17 protein-coding genes and 1 pseudogene are annotated in these 20,242 nt (G+C 73.9%); 9 read left to right on the top strand and 9 right to left on the bottom strand.

Annotation, left to right across the window (positions count from 1 at the left end; all coding sequences use genetic code 11):
- Positions 1-197 precede the first annotated feature (197 nt).
- Positions 198-581 carry a cold-shock protein gene (locus C7C46_RS37230; RefSeq protein ID WP_110666680.1) on the top strand — a complete coding sequence of 128 codons (384 nt, stop codon included), beginning with the start codon at positions 198-200 and terminating at the stop codon, positions 579-581.
- 44 nt (positions 582-625) lie between these two features.
- Here C7C46_RS37230 and C7C46_RS06520 read toward each other — a convergent pair whose 3' ends face one another.
- From C7C46_RS06520 to C7C46_RS06505, 4 genes are read right to left on the bottom strand one after another with little or no spacing between them, the layout of a single operon-like run.
- On the bottom strand, positions 626-1,489 hold the full coding sequence (locus tag C7C46_RS06520; RefSeq protein ID WP_110666677.1) for a 1,4-dihydroxy-6-naphtoate synthase: 864 nt from the start codon (positions 1,487-1,489) through the stop codon (positions 626-628).
- Positions 1,482-2,171, bottom strand: coding sequence for a futalosine hydrolase (locus C7C46_RS06515; RefSeq protein ID WP_245984241.1), 690 nt, complete (start codon positions 2,169-2,171; stop codon positions 1,482-1,484). The genes C7C46_RS06520 and C7C46_RS06515 overlap by 8 nt, the downstream gene beginning before the upstream one ends.
- Entirely contained in the window at positions 2,168-2,758 is a 591-nt protein-coding gene (locus tag C7C46_RS06510; RefSeq protein ID WP_110666675.1) for a hypothetical protein, read from the bottom strand. The genes C7C46_RS06515 and C7C46_RS06510 overlap by 4 nt, the downstream gene beginning before the upstream one ends.
- A gap of 26 nt (positions 2,759-2,784) precedes the next feature.
- Positions 2,785-4,209, bottom strand: a complete 1,425-nt coding sequence (locus C7C46_RS06505) for an MFS transporter (protein WP_425470030.1) — start codon at positions 4,207-4,209, stop codon at positions 2,785-2,787.
- Between the two features lie 613 nt (positions 4,210-4,822).
- On the opposite strand from C7C46_RS06505, the gene C7C46_RS06500 reads away from it, so the two are divergent.
- Both C7C46_RS06500 and C7C46_RS06495 read left to right on the top strand, forming a co-directional pair.
- Positions 4,823-5,701, top strand: coding sequence for a DUF3027 domain-containing protein (locus C7C46_RS06500; protein ID WP_110666673.1), 879 nt, complete (start codon positions 4,823-4,825; stop codon positions 5,699-5,701).
- A gap of 189 nt (positions 5,702-5,890) precedes the next feature.
- On the top strand, positions 5,891-9,226 hold the full coding sequence (locus C7C46_RS06495) for a sacsin N-terminal ATP-binding-like domain-containing protein (protein ID WP_110666848.1): 3,336 nt from the start codon (positions 5,891-5,893) through the stop codon (positions 9,224-9,226).
- On the opposite strand, the gene C7C46_RS06490 is transcribed toward C7C46_RS06495, so the two are convergent.
- Entirely contained in the window at positions 9,190-11,628 is a 2,439-nt protein-coding gene (locus C7C46_RS06490; RefSeq protein ID WP_110666671.1) for an HAD-IC family P-type ATPase, read from the bottom strand. The two genes, C7C46_RS06495 and C7C46_RS06490, sit on opposite strands and share 37 nt — an antisense overlap.
- Before the next feature lie 88 nt (positions 11,629-11,716).
- Entirely contained in the window at positions 11,717-11,971 is a 255-nt protein-coding gene (locus tag C7C46_RS06485; RefSeq protein WP_110666668.1) for a DUF2530 domain-containing protein, read from the bottom strand.
- Positions 11,972-12,105: 134 nt separating this feature from the next.
- Here C7C46_RS06485 and C7C46_RS06480 point away from each other — a divergent pair, with 134 nt between their 5' ends.
- The gene (locus C7C46_RS06480; RefSeq protein ID WP_110666666.1) at positions 12,106-13,566 is read left to right on the top strand and encodes an NCS2 family permease; all 1,461 of its coding nucleotides are present in this window, start codon (positions 12,106-12,108) and stop codon (positions 13,564-13,566) included.
- A 91-nt stretch (positions 13,567-13,657) separates the two neighbouring features.
- Here the strand turns inward: C7C46_RS06480 and C7C46_RS35840 are convergent.
- Positions 13,658-14,725, bottom strand: a pseudogene (locus C7C46_RS35840) (MFS transporter); the annotation flags it as partial.
- Here C7C46_RS35840 and C7C46_RS35835 point away from each other — a divergent pair.
- A complete protein-coding gene (locus tag C7C46_RS35835) occupies positions 14,675-14,827 on the top strand; it encodes a hypothetical protein (protein WP_220040569.1) in 153 nt (50 codons plus the stop codon). The pseudogene C7C46_RS35840 and the gene C7C46_RS35835 overlap by 51 nt on opposite strands.
- Here C7C46_RS35835 and C7C46_RS35830 read toward each other — a convergent pair.
- On the bottom strand, positions 14,776-15,507 hold the full coding sequence (locus C7C46_RS35830; protein ID WP_110666844.1) for a histone deacetylase: 732 nt from the start codon (positions 15,505-15,507) through the stop codon (positions 14,776-14,778). The two genes, C7C46_RS35835 and C7C46_RS35830, sit on opposite strands and share 52 nt — an antisense overlap.
- A gap of 35 nt (positions 15,508-15,542) precedes the next feature.
- Between C7C46_RS35830 and C7C46_RS35825 the strand changes: the two genes are divergently transcribed.
- The 3 genes from C7C46_RS35825 to C7C46_RS06455 all read left to right on the top strand — a co-directional run bounded on the left by C7C46_RS35825 (position 15,543) and on the right by C7C46_RS06455 (position 18,484).
- Positions 15,543-16,451 (top strand): DUF4231 domain-containing protein, encoded by a 909-nt coding sequence (locus C7C46_RS35825; RefSeq protein ID WP_110666664.1) that lies wholly within the window; start codon positions 15,543-15,545, stop codon positions 16,449-16,451.
- A gap of 168 nt (positions 16,452-16,619) precedes the next feature.
- Positions 16,620-17,054, top strand: a complete 435-nt coding sequence (locus tag C7C46_RS06460; RefSeq protein ID WP_110666662.1) for a MarR family winged helix-turn-helix transcriptional regulator — start codon at positions 16,620-16,622, stop codon at positions 17,052-17,054.
- Between the two features lie 44 nt (positions 17,055-17,098).
- Entirely contained in the window at positions 17,099-18,484 is a 1,386-nt protein-coding gene (locus C7C46_RS06455; RefSeq protein ID WP_110666660.1) for an MFS transporter, read from the top strand.
- Between the two features lie 53 nt (positions 18,485-18,537).
- On the opposite strand, the gene C7C46_RS06450 is transcribed toward C7C46_RS06455, so the two are convergent.
- The gene (locus tag C7C46_RS06450) at positions 18,538-19,062 is read right to left on the bottom strand and encodes a GNAT family N-acetyltransferase (protein ID WP_110666658.1); all 525 of its coding nucleotides are present in this window, start codon (positions 19,060-19,062) and stop codon (positions 18,538-18,540) included.
- A 276-nt stretch (positions 19,063-19,338) separates the two neighbouring features.
- On the opposite strand from C7C46_RS06450, the gene C7C46_RS06445 reads away from it, so the two are divergent.
- Positions 19,339-20,100: an alpha/beta hydrolase family protein gene (locus tag C7C46_RS06445; RefSeq protein ID WP_110666655.1), complete on the top strand. Its 762-nt coding sequence runs from the start codon at positions 19,339-19,341 to the stop codon at positions 20,098-20,100.
- Positions 20,101-20,242: the final 142 nt, after the last annotated feature.

Genomic DNA, 20,242 nt, shown 5'->3' with positions numbered 1-20,242 from the left:
GGGCTGCCGTGCCAGAGGCCGGCGGCGAGCGGGGAGCGTGTGCGAGTGAAACCCCTGACCGGCCGCCAGCCCCGCTGACCGCCCGTCCCACCTCCGGTCCGGGTCGCCGTGCGGCGGCACCCGGACACTTCTTCCCTCCACCCGAGGCCCCGACAAGTGCGTCGGGTTGCCACCACACCACACCGAGGACATTCGAGATGCCCACCGGCCAGGTCAAATGGTTCAACGAGACGAAGGGTTTCGGCTTCCTGTCGCGGGACGACGGTGAGGACGTCTTCGTGCACAGCAAGGCGCTGCCCGCCGGGCTGACGGCGCTCAAGCCGGGGCAACGGGTGGAGTTCGGCGTGGTCGCGGGCCACCGCGGCGAGCAGGCGATGGGGGTCACCCTGCTCGACGCGCTGCCCTCGGTCGCCGCGGCCCAGCGCCGCAGCGCCGACGACATGGCACCGATCGTGCAGGACCTGATCACCATGCTGGACGCCGTGCTGCCCGGTCTGCAGCACGGCCGCTACCCGGCCAAGCCCACCGGCCAGAAGCTGGCCACCGCCCTGCGCGCGGTGGCCGACCAGTTCGACGTCTAGTGCGGCACTAATGCCTGCAAGACCGGCCGGACAGGTCCTGGTACCTAGTCCTGGTCGGTCGAGGGGAAGGCCAGTGCCTCCGGCGGGACCGCCGGCACCAGGCCTTCGGCCGCCGCCCGGGCGAGCAGTGCCCGGACGGCGGCGTACCCCTCCTCGCCCAGCTCGGCGGTGAACTCGTTGACGTACAGCGCGATGTGCTGGTCCGCCACCGCCGGGTCGAGCTCCTGCGCGTGCGCCAGCACGTACTCCCGGGAGGCGGCCGGGTCCGCCCAGGCCGCCCGCACCGAGGCCCGCACCGCCGCCGCCAGCTCGCGCAGCCGCGCCGCGCCCAGGGAGCGCTTGGCGATGATCGCACCCAGCGGGATCGGCAGCCCGGTCGCGGCCTCCCAGGCCTCGCCCATGTCGGCCAGCTTGACCAGCCCGTAGTTCTGGTAGGTGAACCGCGCCTCGTGGATCACCAGCCCGGCTTCCACCCGGCCGTCGCGCACCGCCGGCATGATCTCGTGGAACGGCAGCACCACCACCTCGCCCAGCCCGCCGGGCACCGCCGTGGCGGCCCAGAGCCGGAACAGCAGGTAGGCGGTGGACCGCTCGCTGGGCACCGCGACCACCTTGCCGGTCAGGTCGCCGTCCGCCCCGGGCCGGGTGAGCACCAGCGGGCCGCAGCCGCGGCCGAGCGCACCGCCGCAGGGCAGCAGCGCGTACTCGTCCAGCACCCAGGGCAGCGCCGCGTAGCTGATCTTCAGGATGTCCAGCTCGCCGTCCTCGGCCAGCGAGTTGGTCACGTCGATGTCGGCGAAGGTCACCTCGGGTGCCTCCGCGCCGGGGACCAGGCCGTGCGCCCAGGCGTGGAAGGTGAAGGTGTCGTTCGGGCAGGGGGAGTAGGCGATCCGCAGCGGCTCAGCCATTCAGGGCCTCCTCAAGCAGTCGGTGGTGGGGCAGCGCCGAGAAGGCGCGCTCCAGCGCCCCCAGCGCCTCGCCGATCCGCCAGGCGGCCCGGTCGCGCGGCCCGACGGCGTTGGACACGGTGCGCAGCTCCAGGGCCGGCACCCCGAACCGGGCGGCCGCCTCGGCCACCCCGAACCCCTCCATCGCCTCCGCCGCCGCGCCCGGGTGACGGGCCGCCAGCTCGGCCGCGCGCTCGGCGCTGCCGGTCACGGTGGAGACGGTGAGCACCGGGCCGACCACCGCACCGGTGGCGCCGGCCAGCAGCGCCACCGCGGCGGGCGGCGGGCGGCGCGCGACGGTGCCGAAGCCGAGCTCGGCCACGTCCTGGAAGCCGTCCGGGGTCTGCGCGCCCAGATCGGCGGCCAGGATCGCGTCGGCGACCACCACGGCGCCGATCGGGGCGCGGGGGGCGAAGCCGCCGGCGATCCCGGCGGAGAGCACCAGCGGGTGCGGCTGCTCGGCCAGCGCGAACGCGGTGGCGGCGGCCGCGGCGGCGGGGCCGACCCCGGCGGTCACCACCCGGACCCGGTCCGCACCGGCCCCGCGCAGCACCGCCTCGGCCTCGGTGGCCACCGCGACGACGACGAGCAGCCGGCCCCCGTGCGGGGCCGGCTGCTCGTCGGTGGTCGAAACCCGGGTCACTGGCCCTGGCTGGGGCCCTGGCCCTGGCTGGCGTCCTGCGACTGGGCCGGGGCGGCCGGCGCGGCGGAGTTCTTCAGGTTGACGAACCAGACCGCCAGGATGCCCGGCTTGTTGCTGTCGGCCGTCTTCGGGTCGAACTCCACCACGGTCAGCCGGGTGTTGCGCACCTGGCTCAGCACGTTGACCGCCGGCTGCATGCCGGAGAACGTGTTGTCCTTCTGGTAGGCCGCGATCGGGGCGCCGCTCTGGCTGTTGCCGCCGTTGGTGTCGGCACGCCAGCCGTTGGCCGCGGTCTGCTTGTCGACGCCGACGCCGATCCGGTCCACGGAGGACACCGAGATCGACTTGAGCTTGTCGGTCTGTGCTGCGGCCAGGCCGCAGGCCTTGGTGGCGTTGTCGTCGAACGGCTTGCCTGCGTTGTAGCAGGTCGGCTCGAGGTGGAACGAGTTCCGGCCGACCGTGACGGTCGCCTGACTCGTCAGGGGCTTGTCCTTGGTGGACGCGAAGGCGATGGAGCCCCCGAGCGTGCCGGCGCCGATCACGGCCACGGCGCCGAGGGCGGCGATGACAGGGGTGCTGAGGCTCATGGACGAAGGCTATCCAACTCTGCCCGTCACGCTACGCGGGGGTGCGGTGCGCCGCTGCGAACCCCGAGACGGACCAGCGCCAGCAGCGTCCACACCAGGGCCACCCCGAGCACCGCGGCCGCGATCGACAGGCCCAGCGCACCGTCGAGCGGCAGCAGGATGCCGAGCGAGCCGCCCGCCACCCAGGACAGCTGCATCAGGGTCTCCGAACGGGCGAACGTGGAGGTGCGCACCGCCTCCGGCACGTCCCGCTGGATCAGCGCGTCCAGCGCCAGCTTGGCCAGCGAGCCGGCGATCCCGGCCACCGCCGCCACCACCAGCACGGTGGCCAGCCCGTACCAGAGCGCGGCGGCCGCGGCGGCCGCGGTGGCCAGCAGCAGCATCGCGGTGATGGTGACCTCCGAACCGCGGGTGCGCAGCCAGGAGCCGAGGACCGAGCCGAGCGCGTTGCCGCCGCCGGCCGCGATGGCCAGCAGGCCCAGTGCGGCCGTCGGGGCCAGCCCGCCGACCGGGTCCACCCGCAGCAGGAAGGCCAGGAAGAGGGTGAGGAAGCCGCTCAGCCCGCGCAGCGCGGCCACCGCCCGCAGGCCCAGCACCACGGCGGGGCCGACCGTGCGCAGGCTGGCCTTGGGCCGGGCCGGCTTGGCGGCCTGCACCGGCTCCGCGGCGGCCCGGCCCGGCTCTGCGGCACCCCGCACCGGCTGCGCGGCGGCCGGGTCCGGGCGGGCGTGCAGCACGGCCCGCTGCTCGCCCTTGGCCGAGTCCACCTGGTGCGGCAGGTGAAAGGCCATCAGGGTGCCGATCACGAAGACCAGGAAGGCCCCGCGCAGTGGCCAGGACGGCCCGAGCAGGTGCAGGCCGCCGCCCACCGCCGCGGCCAGCCCGGTGGCCAGCAGGCCGGCCAGGGTGACCCGGGAGTTGGCCTTCACCAGGGTGACCCGGGCCGGCTTGAGCCGGGGCACCACCACCGAGCGGACCACCCCGTAGGCCTTGGAGGCGACCAGGCAGCCCAGCGCCTCCGGATAGAGCGTCAGGTCGGCGCCGCCGATCGATCCGGCCATGGTCCAGGCGAGCACCGCGCGGACCAGCATCGACATCGCCATCGCGGCCCGGCGCCCGTGCGGCAGCCGGTCCAGCAGCGGCCCGATCACCGGGGCGAGCAGGGCGAACGGGGCCATGGTGATCAGCAGGTAGAGCGCCACCCGGCCGCGCGCCTCGCCGGTGGGGACCGAGAAGAAGATGGTGGAGGCCAGCGCGATGGTGATCAGCATGTCGCCGAAGGAGTTCAGCGCGTGCAACTCGATCAGCTTGGCCAGGCCGGACTCGCCGGCGCCGTCGGCCGAGGTGGCCCGGCGGATCCGGCGGCCGGTGCCGTGCACCACCCGGCCGGTCCCCAGGCCCGCCGCGGAGGCGCCGCGGACCAGCAGGTTGCGGCGCGGCGGCAGGTGCACGGGGGCGGCCTCGGCCGCACCCTGCTCGCGCGGGGCGCCCTCGCCGGGGGCGTCCTCGCCGAGCGGGCCGTCGGCCGGGGCGTCCGTGCCGGCGGCGTCCGTGCCCGCGGCCTCGGTGACCCCGTCGGAGGTCTGGGGCAGCTGCGATCCGTCCGCCGGCTGTGGAGGCTCGCCGTCCACAGGGAGGACCGGGTGCTGCTGTCGCGGCACGCCGCCGGGATCGGAATCAGTCGGTTCGTGCAGGGCGCGCTGCGACGGGTTCTCGTCCGCCACACAGGCAATCCTGCCTGACAATTGCGCGAGCGACGAGGGATTGGCCCCGCTCGGCGCGGCCCGTCCAGCTCGCGGCGGCCGGTTCGGGCTGTCCCCGGAGCTGTCGTGGCGGGTAGCCTGCTGTCCGCGTGCCGCCGTGGCCAGGACGGTCAGGGCCAGGTCCGACGGATCGCTGGGCCCGCCTGAGGGTGGTGCGGCCTTCCGGTCGCGCAGAATATGGGACGGTACCCGGACGAGCGGTACCGGCGGCCGCGGAAGACCCGAACGGCCCGGGTGACCCACCGGGCGACTAGGCTGCAGGGTAAGAGGACTGGAGAAAACCGACGCCGTGAGTGCTGCGATGCGAAGCCGTACCCCCGACCGGCTCTGTGCCGAGGCCGTCGAACTCGCCAGGCAGGCAGCGGTCGAGGCGGTCGGTGCCGAGGCCGTCGGTGCGCCGCTGGCGGCCAAGGCCGAGGGCGAGCGGGTGGTGACCCACACCTTCGAGTGCCTGGACCCGGCCTACCGCGGCTGGCACTGGGCGGTCACCGTGGCCCGGGCGCCGCGCGCCAAGCTGGTCACCCTGGACGAGGTGGTGCTGCTGCCGGGCGACGATGCGGTGCTGGCCCCCCAGTGGGTGCCGTGGAGCGAGCGGCTGCGTCCGGGCGACCTGGGCCCCGGCGACCTGCTGCCCACCGACGCGGACGACCTGCGGCTGGAGCCCGGCTGGACCGGCGAGGACGAGCCGGCCCCCAACTCCGCGGTATACGAGGGCGACGAGGACCTGGTCCTGTCCGACCCGCACGTGCAGCCGGCTCCGGTCCGGGCGCAGATCGGCGCGATCGCCGACGAGCTCGGGATGAACCGGCCCCGGGTGCTCTCCCGGATCGGCCTGCACCAGGCCGCCGAGCGCTGGGAGAAGGCGCACGGCTCGCAGACCCCGATGGCCCAGTCGGCCCCGGCCTCCTGCACCAGCTGCGGCTTCCTGATCGCGATCGGCGGCTCGCTGGGCCAGGCCTTCGGGGTCTGCGGCAACGAGTTCGGGCCGGCCGACGGCCAGATGGTCTCGCTCGCCTACGGCTGCGGCGGCCACTCCGAGGCCGCCGTGCTGCCGGCCCCGCCGGTGCCGGCCGAGCTGATCCTCGACGAGACCGTGATCGAGCCGCTGCACCTGCACCCCGACCGCCAGGGCGGCTCCGTCGAGCCCGACGCCCCGGCCGAGGAGCTCGGCCACGCCTGATCCGTTCCGCCCGCCGGCCCGCCCCGTCAGGGCGGGCCGGCGGCGTTTTCGGGGCGTCAGGTGGCCTTTCCCCGAGCCCGGTGCCGGGGTCCGGGCCTGTCCCGGGCGCGGGCCGTCACCGGGAGGAGAGAGAATGCCCCCCGTAGCAGTGCGGTTTCGGGTGTGACGAACGGGGAAGGCGGCGGGTTCATGGAACCTCGCATCATCGGTGGCAGCGACCAGGAGCAGGACGACCGGTTCGACACGGCCGCCCTGCGCCGTCGGGTGCTGGACGCCTGGGGCGCCTCCCCGGCCCGGTTCCGGGAGGACGCCAACGCCGAGGAGGAGCTCGCCCTCGGCGGCTACCGGGACCGCCTGGTCGTCGAGTTGGCGCAGAACGCCGCTGACGCCGCGGCCCGGGCCGGCCAGGGCCCCGGCCGGCTGCGGCTGACCCTGCGTGAGGGCGTGCTGGCCGCCGCCAACACCGGTGTCCCGCTGGACGCGGCCGCCGTCGAGTCGCTCTCCACCCTGCGCGCCTCCTCCAAGCGCGAGGACGCCGGCCCCACCGTGGGCCGCTTCGGCGTCGGCTTCGCCGCCGTGCTCGCGGTCAGCGACGAGCCCGCGATCATCAGCCAGTCCGGCGGCGTGCGCTGGTCGCTCGCCGAGGGGCGCGACCTGATGGACCGCCAGGCCATCGAATTCCCGGACTTGGCCGAGGAGTTGGTCCGCCGCGACGGACACCTCCCGGTGCTCCGGCTGCCGCTGCCGGCCACCGGCGAGCCGCCGGCCGGCTACGACACCGTGGTGCTGCTGCCGCTGCGCGACGGCGCCGCCGAGGACCTGGCCCGCCGACTGCTCGAGTCGATCGACGACGCCCTGCTGCTCACCCTGCCCGGCCTGACCGAGCTGGTGGTGGAGACCCCGGACGGCATGGTCCGCACCCTGACCCGCGCCGGCGCCGAGCGCACCGAGCACGGCCTGGTCGAGGTCGTCCTGACCGACCGGCGCGGCGCCCAGGAGTCCGTCTCCCGCTGGCAGACCGTCACCAGCACCGGCGCGCTGGCCCCGGAGCTGCTGACGGACCGTCCGGTGGAGGAGCGGGCCCGCCCCTACTGGACCGTCACCTGGGCCGTCCCGGTCTCGGCGAGCGGCACCCCGGAGCCGGTCCCGGTGACCCCCGTGCTGCACGCCCCGACCCCGAGCGAGGAGCCGCTGGGCGTGCCGGCCCTGCTGATCGCCTCCTACCCGCTGGACTCCACCCGCCGTCACATCGCCCCCGGGCCGCTGACCGACTTCCTCACCGAGCGCGCCGCCGAGACCTACACCGAGCTGCTGCGGGCCCGCGGCGCCGACCTCGGCTCGCTCTCCCTGGTGCCGGCCCCGCTGGGCCAGGGTGCGCTGGACAACGCGCTGCGCGCCGCGATCCTCACCCGGCTGCCCGCGACCGCCTTCCTGCCGCACCCGGCCGCGGTGGAGGAGGGCACCCCGGCGCTGCGGCCGAAGGACGCCACCCTGGTGGAGGGCGCCGACCAGGCCGTGGTGGCCGCGCTGGCTCCGATCTTCCCCGGCCTGCTGCCGGCCGGCCTGGAGCGCCGGGCGGAGCTGCGCGCGCTGCAGGTGCGCCGGCTGCCGCTGGCCGAGGTGGTCGACCAGCTCGGCGGCCTGGACCAGGAGCCCGCCTGGTGGCGCAGCCTGTACGGGGCGCTGGCCGGGGCCGACCCGGAGGCGCTGGGCGCGCTGCCGGTGCCGCTGGCCACCGGCCGCCTGGTGACCGGCCCGCGCCGGGTGCTGCTGCCCTCCGACGACGCCGACTGGGCGGACTTCCCCGGCTACCCGCAGACCCTGGCCGAGGCGCTGGACCTGCTGGACCTGCGACTGGCCCACCCGGAGGCCGCGCACCCGCTGCTGGCCAAGCTGGGCGCCGCCACCGCGACCCCGGCCGGGCTGCTGGCCACCCCCGAGCTGCGCGCCGCGGTGGCCCGCTCGCTGTCGGTGGGCGACGAGGACTTCGACGCCGCCGTGGACCTGGCCGACGCGGTGCTCGGCCTGGTCAAGGCGGCCGGCAGCAGCTTCGCCGACCACCCGTGGCTGGCCCGCCTGGCCCTGCCGGACGACGAGGGCGAGCTCGCCCGGGCCGGTGAACTGGTGCTGCTGGACAGCCCCTTCGCCCAGCTGGCGCGGGAGGAGGACGCCGCGTTCGTGGACGAGGAGCTGCTGGAGCGCTGGGGCCCCGAGGTGCTGTCCGCGGTCGGGGTGCTGAGCGACTTCGTGCTGGTGCGGGCCGAGGACGTGGTGCTGGACCCGGACGACCTGGAGCGGCTGGACCCGACCGCCCCCGCCGACCGCGCGGCGGGCGGCGCACCGACCGGCCTGCTGGACGAGGCGCCGGACGGGTTGGCCGACTGGTGCGAGGACGTGCTGGAGCTGCTGCACGCCGACCGGGCCGACGACCTCGGGGTGCCCCCGGTGGCCGGCGAACTGCTGGTGGTGCGCGACCTGGACCTGGTGGACGACGAGGCCTGGCCCGAGGCGCTGGCCCGGCTGGCCCGCCCGCCGTACCGGGACGCCGTGGTGACCCCCGTGCGGGTGCTGCTGCCGGACGGCAGCTACACCGACCTGCCGCCGTACACCGCCTGGTGGCTGCGCGACCACCCGGTGCTGGACGGCCGCGAGCCGGCCGGCCTGCGCGCGGCCGGCGGGGACTGGCTGCTGCGCGGCCTGTACGACGAGGCCCGCACCACGCTGGACGAGCAGTTCCTGCACGCGCTGGGGGTGCGCACCACGCTGGCCGCGCTGCTCGCCGAGCCGCACGGCTGCGAGGAGCTGCTGGACCACCTGACCCACCCCGACAGCGAGGTGACCCACCGCCAGCTGCACGGCATCTACACCGCGCTGGCCCAGGTGGACGCCGACCTCCCCCCGGCCTCCGGCTGGGGGGACCCCCTGGACGTGGTCCGCGCGCTGCCGCCGCTGGACCCGCAGACCGGCCGCCGCCCGGCGCACACCGTGCTGGTGGACGCCACCGAGGCGGTGGTCGCGGACGCCCCTGACCTGGTCCAGCTGCTCCACCCGTACCCGCTGGTCCCGGTCGCCCCGGCGCTGGCCGGCGCGCTGGCCGAGCGTTTGCACGTCTCGCTGGCCAGCGAGATCGCCGGTGGCCGGGTGCTCTCCGAGGGCGCGCTGCACCGGGTGCCGCGGTTCGTCCGGGAGCTGCTGCCCGGCTGCCCGGCGGCCTACGAGGAGCACGAGGAACTGCTGGTGGTCGGCCCGGACGGCGAGGAGGCCGCGGTGGACTGGCGCTGGGACACCACGGCGCCCAGCCCCGAGCTGCCCTACGACCCGCAGAGCACCGAGGCCGAGGACGAGGACGACGAGTTCGAGCTGCCGCCGGTCCCCGGCCTGCTGCACGCCGCCACGCCCGAGGGGCTGGCGGCGGGCCTGGCCTGGTCGGTGGGCCAGTGGCACCGCCGGTTCGAGGTGCTGGCCGCGCTCACCGAGCCGGACCGGGCCTACGAGCTCTCGGCCGCCCGCGACTTCGAGGGCTGAGGCTCGTCCAGGCTGCGCTTGACGAAGTGCCAGACCAGCTCCAGCAGCAGCCCCGCGGCCACCGCGATCAGTACGCCCGTCCACGGGTCGCGGTAGCCCTGAAGCTTGAGCTGGAAGAAGTTCGACAGCCACGGCACCACCAGCACCAGCGCGAAGGCCCCGCACATGGCGCCGATCAGCAGCAGGCGCCACCAGGTGTAGGGGCGGGCCACGATCGCCAGCACCCAGATCGCCACCAGGAACAGGGTCAGGGTGGCCACGCTGGTGTCGGCCTTCAGGTCGGTGGTGTGGTCGGCGCGGGCCAGCGCGTAGGCCGTGAAGCAGGCGGTCCCGGCGATCGCGCCGGCGGGCACCGCCAGCCGCAGCACCCGGCGGACGAACCCGGGCCGGGCCCGCTCGTTGTTGGGGGCCAGCGCCAGGAAGAAGGCCGGGATGCCGATGGTCAGCCCGCTCAGCACGGTCGAGTGCCGGGGCAGGAACGGGTACGGCACCTGGGTGAAGACCACCAGCAGGGCCAGCAGCACCGAGTAGACCGTCTTCACCAGGAACAGGCTGGCCACCCGCTCGATGTTGCCGATCACCCGGCGGCCCTCGGCCACCACCGAGGGCAGGGTGGCGAAGCTGTCGTTCAGCAGCACGATCTGGGCCACCGCCCGGGTCGCCTCGCTGCCCGAGCCCATCGCCACGCCGATGTCGGCGTCCTTGAGCGCCAGCACGTCGTTGACGCCGTCGCCGGTCATCGCCACCGTGTGGCCGCGCGACTGCAGCGCGCCGACCAGCTCGCGCTTCTGCTGCGGGGTCACCCGGCCGAAGACGGTGGTGCGTTCGGCGGCGTCGGCCAGCGCGGTCGCCTCGGTGGGCAGGTTGCGGGCGTCCAGCGGGTGCTCGGCGCCGGGCAGCTCCAGGCTCGCGGCCACCGCGCCGACCGAGACCGCGCTGTCGCCGGAGATCACCTTGGCCTGCACCTGCTGGCTCTCGAAGTAGCGCAGCGTGTCGGCCGCGTCGGCACGCAGCCGCTGCTTGAGCACCACCAGGCCGAGCGGGACCAGCTCCTTGGCCGGGTCGGGAGCGTCCAGCGGGACCGGGGTGCGGCCCAGCAGCAGCACCCGCAGGCCCTGCGCGCCCAGCTCGTCCACCTCGCTCAGCGCCGGGTGCCCGGCAGGCAGCAGCACGTCCGGGGCACCGAGCAGCCAGCTGGCCTCGGCACCGCTCGGCTCCAGCAGCTGCACCCCGCTCCACTTGCGGGCGGAGGAGAACGGCATCGCCTCCAGCACCCGCCAGCGCTCGCGGTCCGCCCCGCCGTCGCCGTAGGCCTCCAACACCGCCCGCATGCTCGGGTTGGGGCGGGCGTCGGCGCCGGCCATCACGCCGAGGGGCTGGGCCAGCTCGTGGTGCTCGCCGGTGAGCGGGCGCAGCTCCAGCACGTCCATGCCGCCCTCGGTCAGGGTGCCGGTCTTGTCCAGGCAGACGGTGTCCACCCGGGCCAGCCCCTCGATCGCGGGCAGCTCCTGGACCAGGCACTGCTTGCGGCCCAGCCGGACCACGCCGATCGCGAAGGCCACCGAGGTGAGCAGCACCAGGCCCTCGGGGACCATCGGCACGATCCCGGCCACCGTGCGGCGCACCGCCTCGCGCCAGTCGTTGTGCTCCACCGTCCACTGACTGATCACCAGGCCGATCGCGGTGGGGATCAGCAGGTAGGTGATGAACCGCAGGATGGTGTCGATGCCGGTGCGCAGCTCGGACTTGACCAGGGTGAACCGGCTGGCCTCCTCGGCCAGCTGGGCGGCGTAGGCGTCGGCGCCGACCTTGGTGGCGGTGAAGGCGCCGGCGCCGGCCACCACGAAGCTGCCGGACATCACCTGGTCGCCGGGGTGCTTGAGGACCGGGTCGGGCTCGCCGGTGAGCAGCGACTCGTCGATCTCCAGGCTGTCCGCCTCGGTGACCTCGCCGTCCACCACCACCTTGTCGCCGATGCCGAGCAGTACGGTGTCGTCCAGCACGATCTCGTCGACCGCGACCTCCTGCACCTGCCCGTCGCGGCGCACCTCCAGCCGGGCCTGGCCGATCAGCGCCAGCGAGTCCAGGGTCCGCTTGGCCCGCACCTCCTGGACGATGCCGATCGCGGTGTTGGCCACGATCACCAGGCCGAACAGGCCGTCCTGGAGCGGGCCGACCACCAGGATCACGGCGAACAGCACCCCGATGATCGCGTTGAACCGGGTGAGGACGTTGGCCCGGACGATCTCCTTGACCGACCGGCTGGAGCGCACCGGAACGTCGTTGACCTGGCCGTTGGCCACCCGCTCGGCCCACTCGGCGGTGGACAGCCCGCCGGGCCGGGCGGGGACGAGGCCCAGTGCGTGGGCACCGGGCGCGGACTGCTCCGAGGGGTGCGTCATGGCACCGACTCTAAACGCGGCAAATGTCCGGTGCGTCCTACTGTGGGCCGAAGGGCGGGGCGGCCCTTCGGCGGGGGCTGACGCGGGCTCAGGCCTGCTGGGCGGCCCGGTCGCGCCGGATCGCCGCCCGGCGGGCCCGGCAGTACCACAGGCCGATCAGCCCGAGCAGGCCGCCGGACAGGCAGATCCACGGCCACTGCCCGTGACCGTGCGCGCTGAGGGTGTGCTGGAACGGCAGCAGCACGAGGAAGCCGAGGAACCAGAGCACGGTGCCGCCGCCGACGATCGCGACGTCGTTGGCTTCCATGGCCGGCGGAGCGGGGTGCAGCGGGGTCTTCGGCATGGCACGTAGCGTACGGGGTCGGGGTGCGCCCGCGGGGATCCGCCGCCAGAGGGGGTCTACGCGCGAAGATGGCGCGTGCACAACCGAAAACTCATACTTGAGGCTCTCCTCCACCCCCACTTCGAGGACAACGCATGCCTTCCCAGGCCCAGCCCGCCCTGGAGTCGCCCGAGCCGCCGGCGCCCGGATCCCCCACCGGCGCCGTGGACCGCTACTTCCGCATCTCCGCCCGCGGCTCCAGCCTCAGCCGTGAGCTGCGCGGCGGGGTGGCGACCTTCTTCACCATGGCCTACATCCTGGTGCTGAACCCGATCATCCTGTCCAACGCGGTGGACATGAACAAGCACGCCCTCAGCTTCCCGCAGCTGGTCACGGCCACCGCTCTGACGGCGGGTCTGACCACGCTGCTGATGGGCGTGATCGGCAACGTGCCGATCGGGCTGGCGGCCGGCCTGGGCGTGAACACCATCGTGGCGCTCCAGCTGGCTCCCCGGATGACCTGGCCGGACGCCATGGGCATGGTCGTGCTGGCCGGTTTCTGCATCATGCTGCTGGTCGCCACCGGCCTGCGCGAACGGGTGATGAACGCGGTCCCGCTGGGCCTGCGCAAGGCGATCGCGATCGGCATCGGCCTGTTCATCACGCTGGTCGGCCTGGTCGACTCCGGCTTCGTCAGCCGCATCCCGGACGCCGCGCACACCACCGTGCCGCTCCAGCTGGGCGTCGGCGGCCACCTGCACGGGTGGCCGGTGCTGGTCTTCGTGCTCGGGGTGCTGCTGACCCTGGTGCTGGTGGTGCGCAAGGTCCCCGGCGCGATCCTGATCTCGATCGTGGCCATGACCGTGGTCGCGCTGATCATCCAGCAGGCCGCCGACCTGCCCGCCGACGCCTGGGGCCTGACGGTCCCGAAGTGGCCGGGCAACCCGGTCGACAGCCCGGACTTCGGCATCGTCGGCAACGTCAGCCTGTTCGGCGGCTTCCAGCACGTCGGGCTGCTGACCGGGCTGCTCTTCGTCTTCACCGTCCTGATGAGCTCGTTCTTCGACGCGATGGGGACCATCCTCGGCGTGGCCGACGAGGCCCACCTGCTCGACCAGAACGGCGACCTGCCGGGCATCAACCGGATCCTGATGGTCGACGGCATCGCGACGGCCGCCGGCGGCGCCACCTCCGCCTCCGCCAACACCTGCTTCGTCGAGTCCACGGCCGGCGTCGGCGAGGGGGCGCGGACGGGGCTCGCCAGTCTGGTGACGGGCGCCCTGTTCCTGCTGGCGCTCTTCCTGACCCCGCTGGCCACCATGGTCCCGGCGCAGGCGGCCACCCCGGCGCTGATCACGGTGGGCTTCCTGATCCTGGCCAACTCGATCCGCGAGATCGACTGGGCGGACTACACGATCGCCATCCCGGCCTTCCTGACCATGGTGCTGATGCCGTTCACCTACAGCATCACCAACGGCATCGGGATGGGCTTCATCACCTTCTGCGTGCTGCGGATCGCCACCGGGCGGTGGAGGTCGGTGCCGGTCGCGCTGTACGTGGTGGCGGGCGTGTTCGCCTTCTACTACCTGATGCCGGCCCTGGGGATCGGGCAGTAGCAACCGCGGGCGGTCACGGCTCCCGGACCGCACGGCAGGGCCCGTCGCGGACATTCGCTGTCCGCGACGGGCCCTGCCGTCTGTCGGTGGGTCAGGCCGCCAGCTCCGCCGCCGCCTCCGCCACCACCGGCTGCGGCGTGCGCCTGCGCATCACCAGCGCCGCCACCAGGGCTGCCGCCAGCACCCCGATCCCGCTCACCGTGAAAGTGGTGGACATCGCGTCGGCGAAGGCCACCCGGGCCGTGTGGACCAGGGCCGGGTCACCGTGCGCCGCCGCCAGCGCGCCGCCGATCGACTGCCTGGCACCGGCGGAGGCCGAGGCCGGCATCCGCCCGGCGAAGTCGGAGGCGAGCAGCGAGCCCAGGATCGCGATGCCCAGCGCGGTGCCGGCCTGGCCGATGGTGTCGTTCAGCGCGGAGCCGACTCCCGCCTGCTCCGGCGGGATGGTCCCCATCAGCGCGCCCACCGCGGCCGGCATCGCCAGGCCGGCGCCCAGGCCCAGCAGGCCCAGTGCGGTGGCGGGGACAGCGAAGGAGGTGTCCGCGGCGACCGTGGTCAGCAGGGCGAAGGAGGCCGCCATGACGCCCATCCCGGTCAGCACCAGCGCCCGGTTGCCCAGCTTGGCGGCCGCCTTGGCGCCCACCCCGTTGCCGATCAGCGCGGCCACCGCCAGCGGCACGAAGGCCAGCCCGGCCTTGACCGGCGAGTATCCGAGCACGAACTGCAGGTACTGGGTCAGCACCAGCAGCAGGCCGCCGTTGCCGATCTGGACCAGGGTCAGCGAGAGCGAGTCGCCGGTGAAGTCGCGGTGCTTGAACAGGGCCAGCGGGACCATCGGCGAGGCGGTGGTGTTCTCCCAGACCACGAACCCGGCCAGCGCCAGCACGGCTGCGGTCAGCGCGATCCAGGCGTGCCCGCCGAAGGAGCCGTGCTGCGGGATCTCGATGATCCAGCCGACCAGCGCCGTCATCCCCACGGCGGAGAGCACCGCGCCCAGCGGGTCCGGCTGCTGCCACGGGCCCTTGGACTCCGGCATCAGCAGCAGGCCGGCCAGCACCGCCAGGGCCACCACCGGGACGTTCAGGAAGAAGATGGCGTGCCAGGAGAAGTGGGCGATCAGCACCCCGCCGAGCACGGGGCTGCCGACCAGACCGAGGACGTGCCCGCCGAGTTCGCCGACCCGGCGGCGGCCCGCGAGGACAAGTTCCGCTACGGGCTGGAGGTGGTCCTGGACGGACTGGCCGGCCGGCTGGCGGGCTGAGCGGCCAGCAGTTGCGCCACCCGCTCGACCGTCCAGTGCCCCGCCGCCCCCGGGCGGGTGGCCAGGTAGCGGGCGGTGTGCGGCGGCGGCCAGCCGTGGGACTCGTGCAGGCCGCTGCCCAGGTGCTGCAGGTAGCGGGCCGCGGGCGGGTTGAGTGCGGCCCGGGCCACCGGCCAGGGTGCGGTGAAGGTGACCACCGGGTGCCCGGCCAGCCAGCCCGGGCTGACCAGCGTCTCGTACCGGCCCTCGCCGTACCGGGCGCGGCCGGTGGCGAGCACGGGTGCCAGGTCGAGCTGCTCGCCGGGCGGGCGGTGCATCTCCTGGGACGCGAGATCGGCGAACTGATCCGCCGTCACCAGGTAGGCGCGGGCCGGGATCCGGCCAGGGGCGGCCGGGTCGAGGAAGGCCATCCCGCCGCCCCACACCCGCGACTCCAGCGCGAAGAACAACTGCCCGGGCAGGTGCACCGGCCGGTCGGCGCGGGGCGGGCGCCGGTCGCGGCAGCCCGGGTAGGGCGGGAACTCCACCGAGCCGCCGGGCGGCCGGCCACCGGCCAGGTAGGCGGTCAGCCGTGCCAGGTGCAGGTTCGAGCCGTACGCCGCGTACCAGAGCAGCTCGGGCACGCCGGGGCCGCCCGGTGGCTGGAAACCGTGCTGTGTAGCCCAGTTGACGGTGGGCATACTGCCTCCCAGAGCTGTGAGGGGGCACGGGGCCGATGGCGCGATGGGATCCGAGCACGATCGACGAGGCTGACTTCCTGCCCGAGCCGTTCCGGACGGCCGACCAGGCGGCCCTCCTCGGGCAGCGGCAGGCGCTGCGCTGGTACCGCGGGCTGATCCTGATGCTGGTGCTGGCCGCCGCCATGGGCGTGGTGGCCACCGGGAAGGGCCCGGCTCCGCTGGTCTCGCTGGCCGCCTTCCTGGTGGGCTGCTTCTTCTGGTCGCGGCTGCGCGCGGCCAATCCGCAGGCCCACTGGTACCAGGCCCGGGCGGCCGCCGAGTCGGTGAAGACACTGGCCTGGGCGTACGCGGTGCGGGCCCGGCCGTTCGCCGGTCCGGCCGAGTCGCTGGAGGTGGACGAGGACTACCGCGCCCTGGTCTCCCAACTGCTCGTCACCTTCGGCGACTACGGGGTCTTCCCGCCGCAGGCGGCACCCGAGATCACCGAGGGGATGCGCCGGCTGCGCGCCGAGAGCCTGGTCACCCGGCGCACCTTCTACCTGCGGCTGCGGGTGGAGCAGCAGCGCACCTGGTACCTGGCCCGGGCCCAGGCCTACGAGTCGCAGTCGGTCACCTGGGAGCTGGCCACCGGGGTGCTGATGATCGTCGGCGCCGCCGGTGCGGTGGCCCAGGCGACCGGGGTCCTGTCGGTGAGCGTCTTCGCCGCCTGCGCGGCGGCCGCTGCCGCGGTGATCGCCTGGACCGAGCTGATGCAGCTGCGCCCGCTGGTGCTCGGCTACCAGTTGGCCGCGCGCGAACTCGACCTGGTCTGGGGCCGGTTGAGCACCCTGGAGCTGGGCGCGCGGGACGCCGAGGCCGAGTGGGCGAGGCTGGCCGGGGACGTGGAGAGCGCGGTGGCCCGCGAGCACACCGGGTGGCGCAGTCGGCGGGCCTTTCCGCGCTGAGAGCTGGCGGCGGTAGCGCATGGCGAGGATTCCCCGGATCGACGGATCGTCAGTGTGCGATCACTCTATGTGGTGACGAGGCAGCCGAGACGGTTCTCCTGGTGACTCCGGGCGCGTCCGGCTCAATCGATTTTTATTTAGACAGAGTAATGACGTAGGCTAAAGATCATGTCCGAGATGTCCGGGGACGACTTGGCTGCCGTCAGCCAGCTGCGGTCGTCCGTGATGCGGCTGGCCCGTCGGTTGCGGCACCAGCACGTCGAGCAGTCGTTGAGCCCCACCGAGATGGGGGTGCTGGGTACCCTCGCGCGGTGCGGGAGTGCCACGCCGGGGGAGTTGGCGCGCCGCGAGCACGTCCAGCCGCCCTCGATGACCCGGATCATCGCGATGCTGGAGGAGAAGGGCCTGGTGCGGCGCGAGTCGCACCCGCAGGACCGGCGCCAGGTGGTGGTCAGCATGACCGAGCAGGCCGCCGAGATCCTGGACGAGAGCCGTCGGCGCCGAAACGCCTGGCTCGCCGAGCTCGCTGCCCAGCTCACCGAGGAGGAGTGGGCGAGGCTGCGCGAGGCCGCGCCCGTGCTGGACAAGCTCGCGCACCTGTAGCTCTGGACGAGCTCGCGTTTTTGCACACCGATGAAAGGGAGTAGATGACCCAGGGAAGCCATACCGCCGACCCCGACGAACGCACCGCGGCGACCTCCGCCGCACCGGGCCCCACCGGGGCCGACTTCACCCGCCCCAGAGGGATGTTCTCCTCACTGCGGGTGCGCAACTACCGGTACTTCTTCGCCGGACAGATCGTCAGCAACACCGGCAGCTGGATGCAGCGCATCGCCCAGGACTGGCTGGTGCTGAGCCTGACCGGCAGCCCGCTCGCCGTGGGCATCACCACCGCCATGCAGTTCCTGCCCACCCTGCTGCTCGGCCTCTTCGGCGGGGTGCTGGCCGACCGGCTGCCCAAGCGCCGGCTGCTGATCGCCACTCAGGGCGCGATGGGCCTGCTGGCCGTCGGACTCGCTGTGCTCACCCTGACCGGCCTGGTCACCGAGTACTACGTCTACGCCTTCGCACTGCTGCTCGGCCTGGTCACCGTGGTGGACACCCCGACCCGGCAGGCCTTCGTCTCCGAGATGGTCGGACCCAAGGACCTGAGCAACGCGGTCTCGCTCAACGCCGCCAACTTCCAGAGCGCCCGCCTGGTCGGCCCGGCGGTGGCCGGCCTGCTGATCGCCGCCGTGGGCAGCGGCTGGGCCTTCGCGCTCAACGCGCTCTCCTTCGTCGCGGTGATCGCCGGGCTGCTGGCGATGCGGGTGAGCGAACTGCGCCCCGTGGACCGGATCCCGCGGGAGAAGGGCCAGTTGAAGGAGGGGCTGCGCTACGTCAAGGAGCGCCCCGACCTGATCTGGCCGCTGGTCCTGGCCGGGTTCATCGGCACCTTCGGCTTCAACTTCCCGACCCTGCTCTCCGGTTTCGCCTACGACACCTTCCACGTCGGCCCCGGCCAGTACGGCCTGCTCAACACCGCGATGGCGCTGGGCTCGCTGGTCGGCGCGCTCTACGCGGCCCGCCGCGGCAACCCGCGGCTGCGGCTGCTGACCGGTGCGGCGCTGGCCTTCGGCGTGCTGGAGCTGGCCGGCGCGGTGGCGCCCGGCTACTGGAGCTTCGCGGCGCTGCTCGTCCTGATCGGGGTCTTCGGGCTGACCTTCAACACCGCCGTCAACTCCTACGTGCAGCTGGCCACCGACCCCGAGATGCGCGGTCGGGTGATGGGCCTGCTGGTGCTGGTCTTCACCGGCGGCACCCCGGTCGGCGCGCCGCTGGTCGGGTGGGTGACGGATGCGTACGGGGCCCGGATCGGGCTGCTGGCCTGTGGGCTGGTCTCCGCGCTGGCGGCGGGAGTGGTCGGTCTGGTGCTGGCGCGGTACGCGGACCTGCGGCTGCGGGTGGACCTGCACCGCGGCAGCCGGGTGGTGGCCTTCGTGCCGCGGAGCCCGGTGCCGGTGCCGTCGCGGGAGCTCGCTACTGCTTGTTGAGGCTCTGTTGAGCTGGTTGGTCGCTGGGCGGGGTGGTCGGTGGACTGCCCCGCTCAGAGGCGTATCTCCAGCACCTGGCCGGGCCACCGGGTGCCGTCGGCCATCGCCACCTCGAAGGGCTCGGTCTCGGTGAAGCCGAGCGCCCGGTACTGGCCGACCAGCTTGCGGTCCGGGCCCGCGTAGCAGTCGACCCGCAGCAGGCCGACGCCGCGGCGGGCCGCCTCGGCCCGGGCGTCGGCGATCAGGGCGGCGCCGACGCCGCTGTTCCGGTGCTCCCGGCTGATGACCAACTGCTGGACGTACAGCTCGGGTTGGTCGGTCTTCGGCGCGTAGTCCGGGGCGTGGTCGGCCAGGATGCAGCTGCCGATGGTCCGGCCCTCGCTGTCTGCCGCGATCCGGACCAGGTACTCCCGTGCGTACCGCTCCACCCGTTCCACCGCGGCCGGTCGGCCGGACCAGGGAGTGGCGCCCCACTGCTCGGTCCGCCCCTGGGCGGCGAGCCAGGCGACCGCGGCGTCGAGCAGGGCGAGGATGTCGGGGACGTCGGCGGGGCCGCCGGTGCGGATCTCGGGTGTCATGCCGTCAGTTCTAGCGCAGGGCGAGCGCGACGACAGCCGGGGCCAGGTGGATCAGCGGGACGAAGAGGCCGATCACCAGACCGCGGTCTGAGAAAGGTCTCGCGGGGCTGACGACCAGTCTGCTAGCTTTCTCCCGGCCGTGATTGATCATGAGGAGGTGACACCCGTGAACGCAGTACTCCGATGGGTGCTCCCCCTCGCCGCCACGGTTCGGCGATCAGCGTAGGTGTCGCCGGGAGCGCCTCACCAGCAAGGCACTCTCGAAGGGCAACTGCCATGAACACTCTCCTCATTACCGCTGAGTCCACCGCCAACGGCATCGTCGAGCGCGAGTTCACCGTCAACGGGGTCCCCGGCGTCCTCTGGTCGCCCGAGTCCGCTGCGGACCGGGCCCCGCTGATTCTCCAGGCCCACGGTGGCGGCAACCACAAGAAGCACCCCGCCATGTCCGGGCGGGCCGCCCTCCTGGTGCGCCAGTGCGGGTACCACGTGGCCGTGCTGGACGCGCCCGGGCACGGGGACCGCCCCCGCACCGAGCACGACGAGCGGGAGATCGCCACCATGTTCGCCGCCCGTGCGGCCGGCGAGCCGGAGGGGCCGATCGTGGTCCGCTACAACGAGCACCTCGCCAAGCTCGCCGTGCCCGAGTACCACGCGCTGCTCGACGCGCTCCAGCAGCTCCCGGAGATCGGCACGGACGGCCTGGTCGGCTTCTGGGGCATCAACATGGGCACGGCGATCGGCGTCCCGTTCGTCGCGGCCGAGCCCCGGGTCAAGGCCGCCGTCTTCGGCCAGCACTGGCCCCAGGCGCTGGCCGAGCACGCGCGGCGGATCACCGTCCCGATCGAGTTCGACCTCCAGTGGGACGACGAGCACATCACCCGCGAGGAGGGCCTCGAGCTGTTCGACGCCTTCGCCTCCACGGAGAAGTCCCTGCACGTGAACTCGGGCAGGCACAAGGAGCTCCCCCGCTTCGAGGCCGAGAGCGCGGTCCGCTTCTTCGCCCGCCACTTCGGGCCGGCGGCGCGGGCGGTCTGATCGGGTCCCTCGCCCGGGTGACGCGTCGGACCGCCGCTGATGGTGCCACCGTCCGACCGCTCTGGCACTGGCGCCGCGCTCCGAGTGTGCGCGGCGCCGGACCCGACACGGGAGCCGGTAGCCTCGGTGCTGACGAGAGGAG

It is taken from the genome of Streptomyces tateyamensis (assembly GCF_003205575.1).
Classification (GTDB): Bacteria; Actinomycetota; Actinomycetes; order Streptomycetales; family Streptomycetaceae; genus Kitasatospora; species Kitasatospora tateyamensis.
This window is presented reverse-complemented; position numbering and strand designations above follow the sequence as displayed.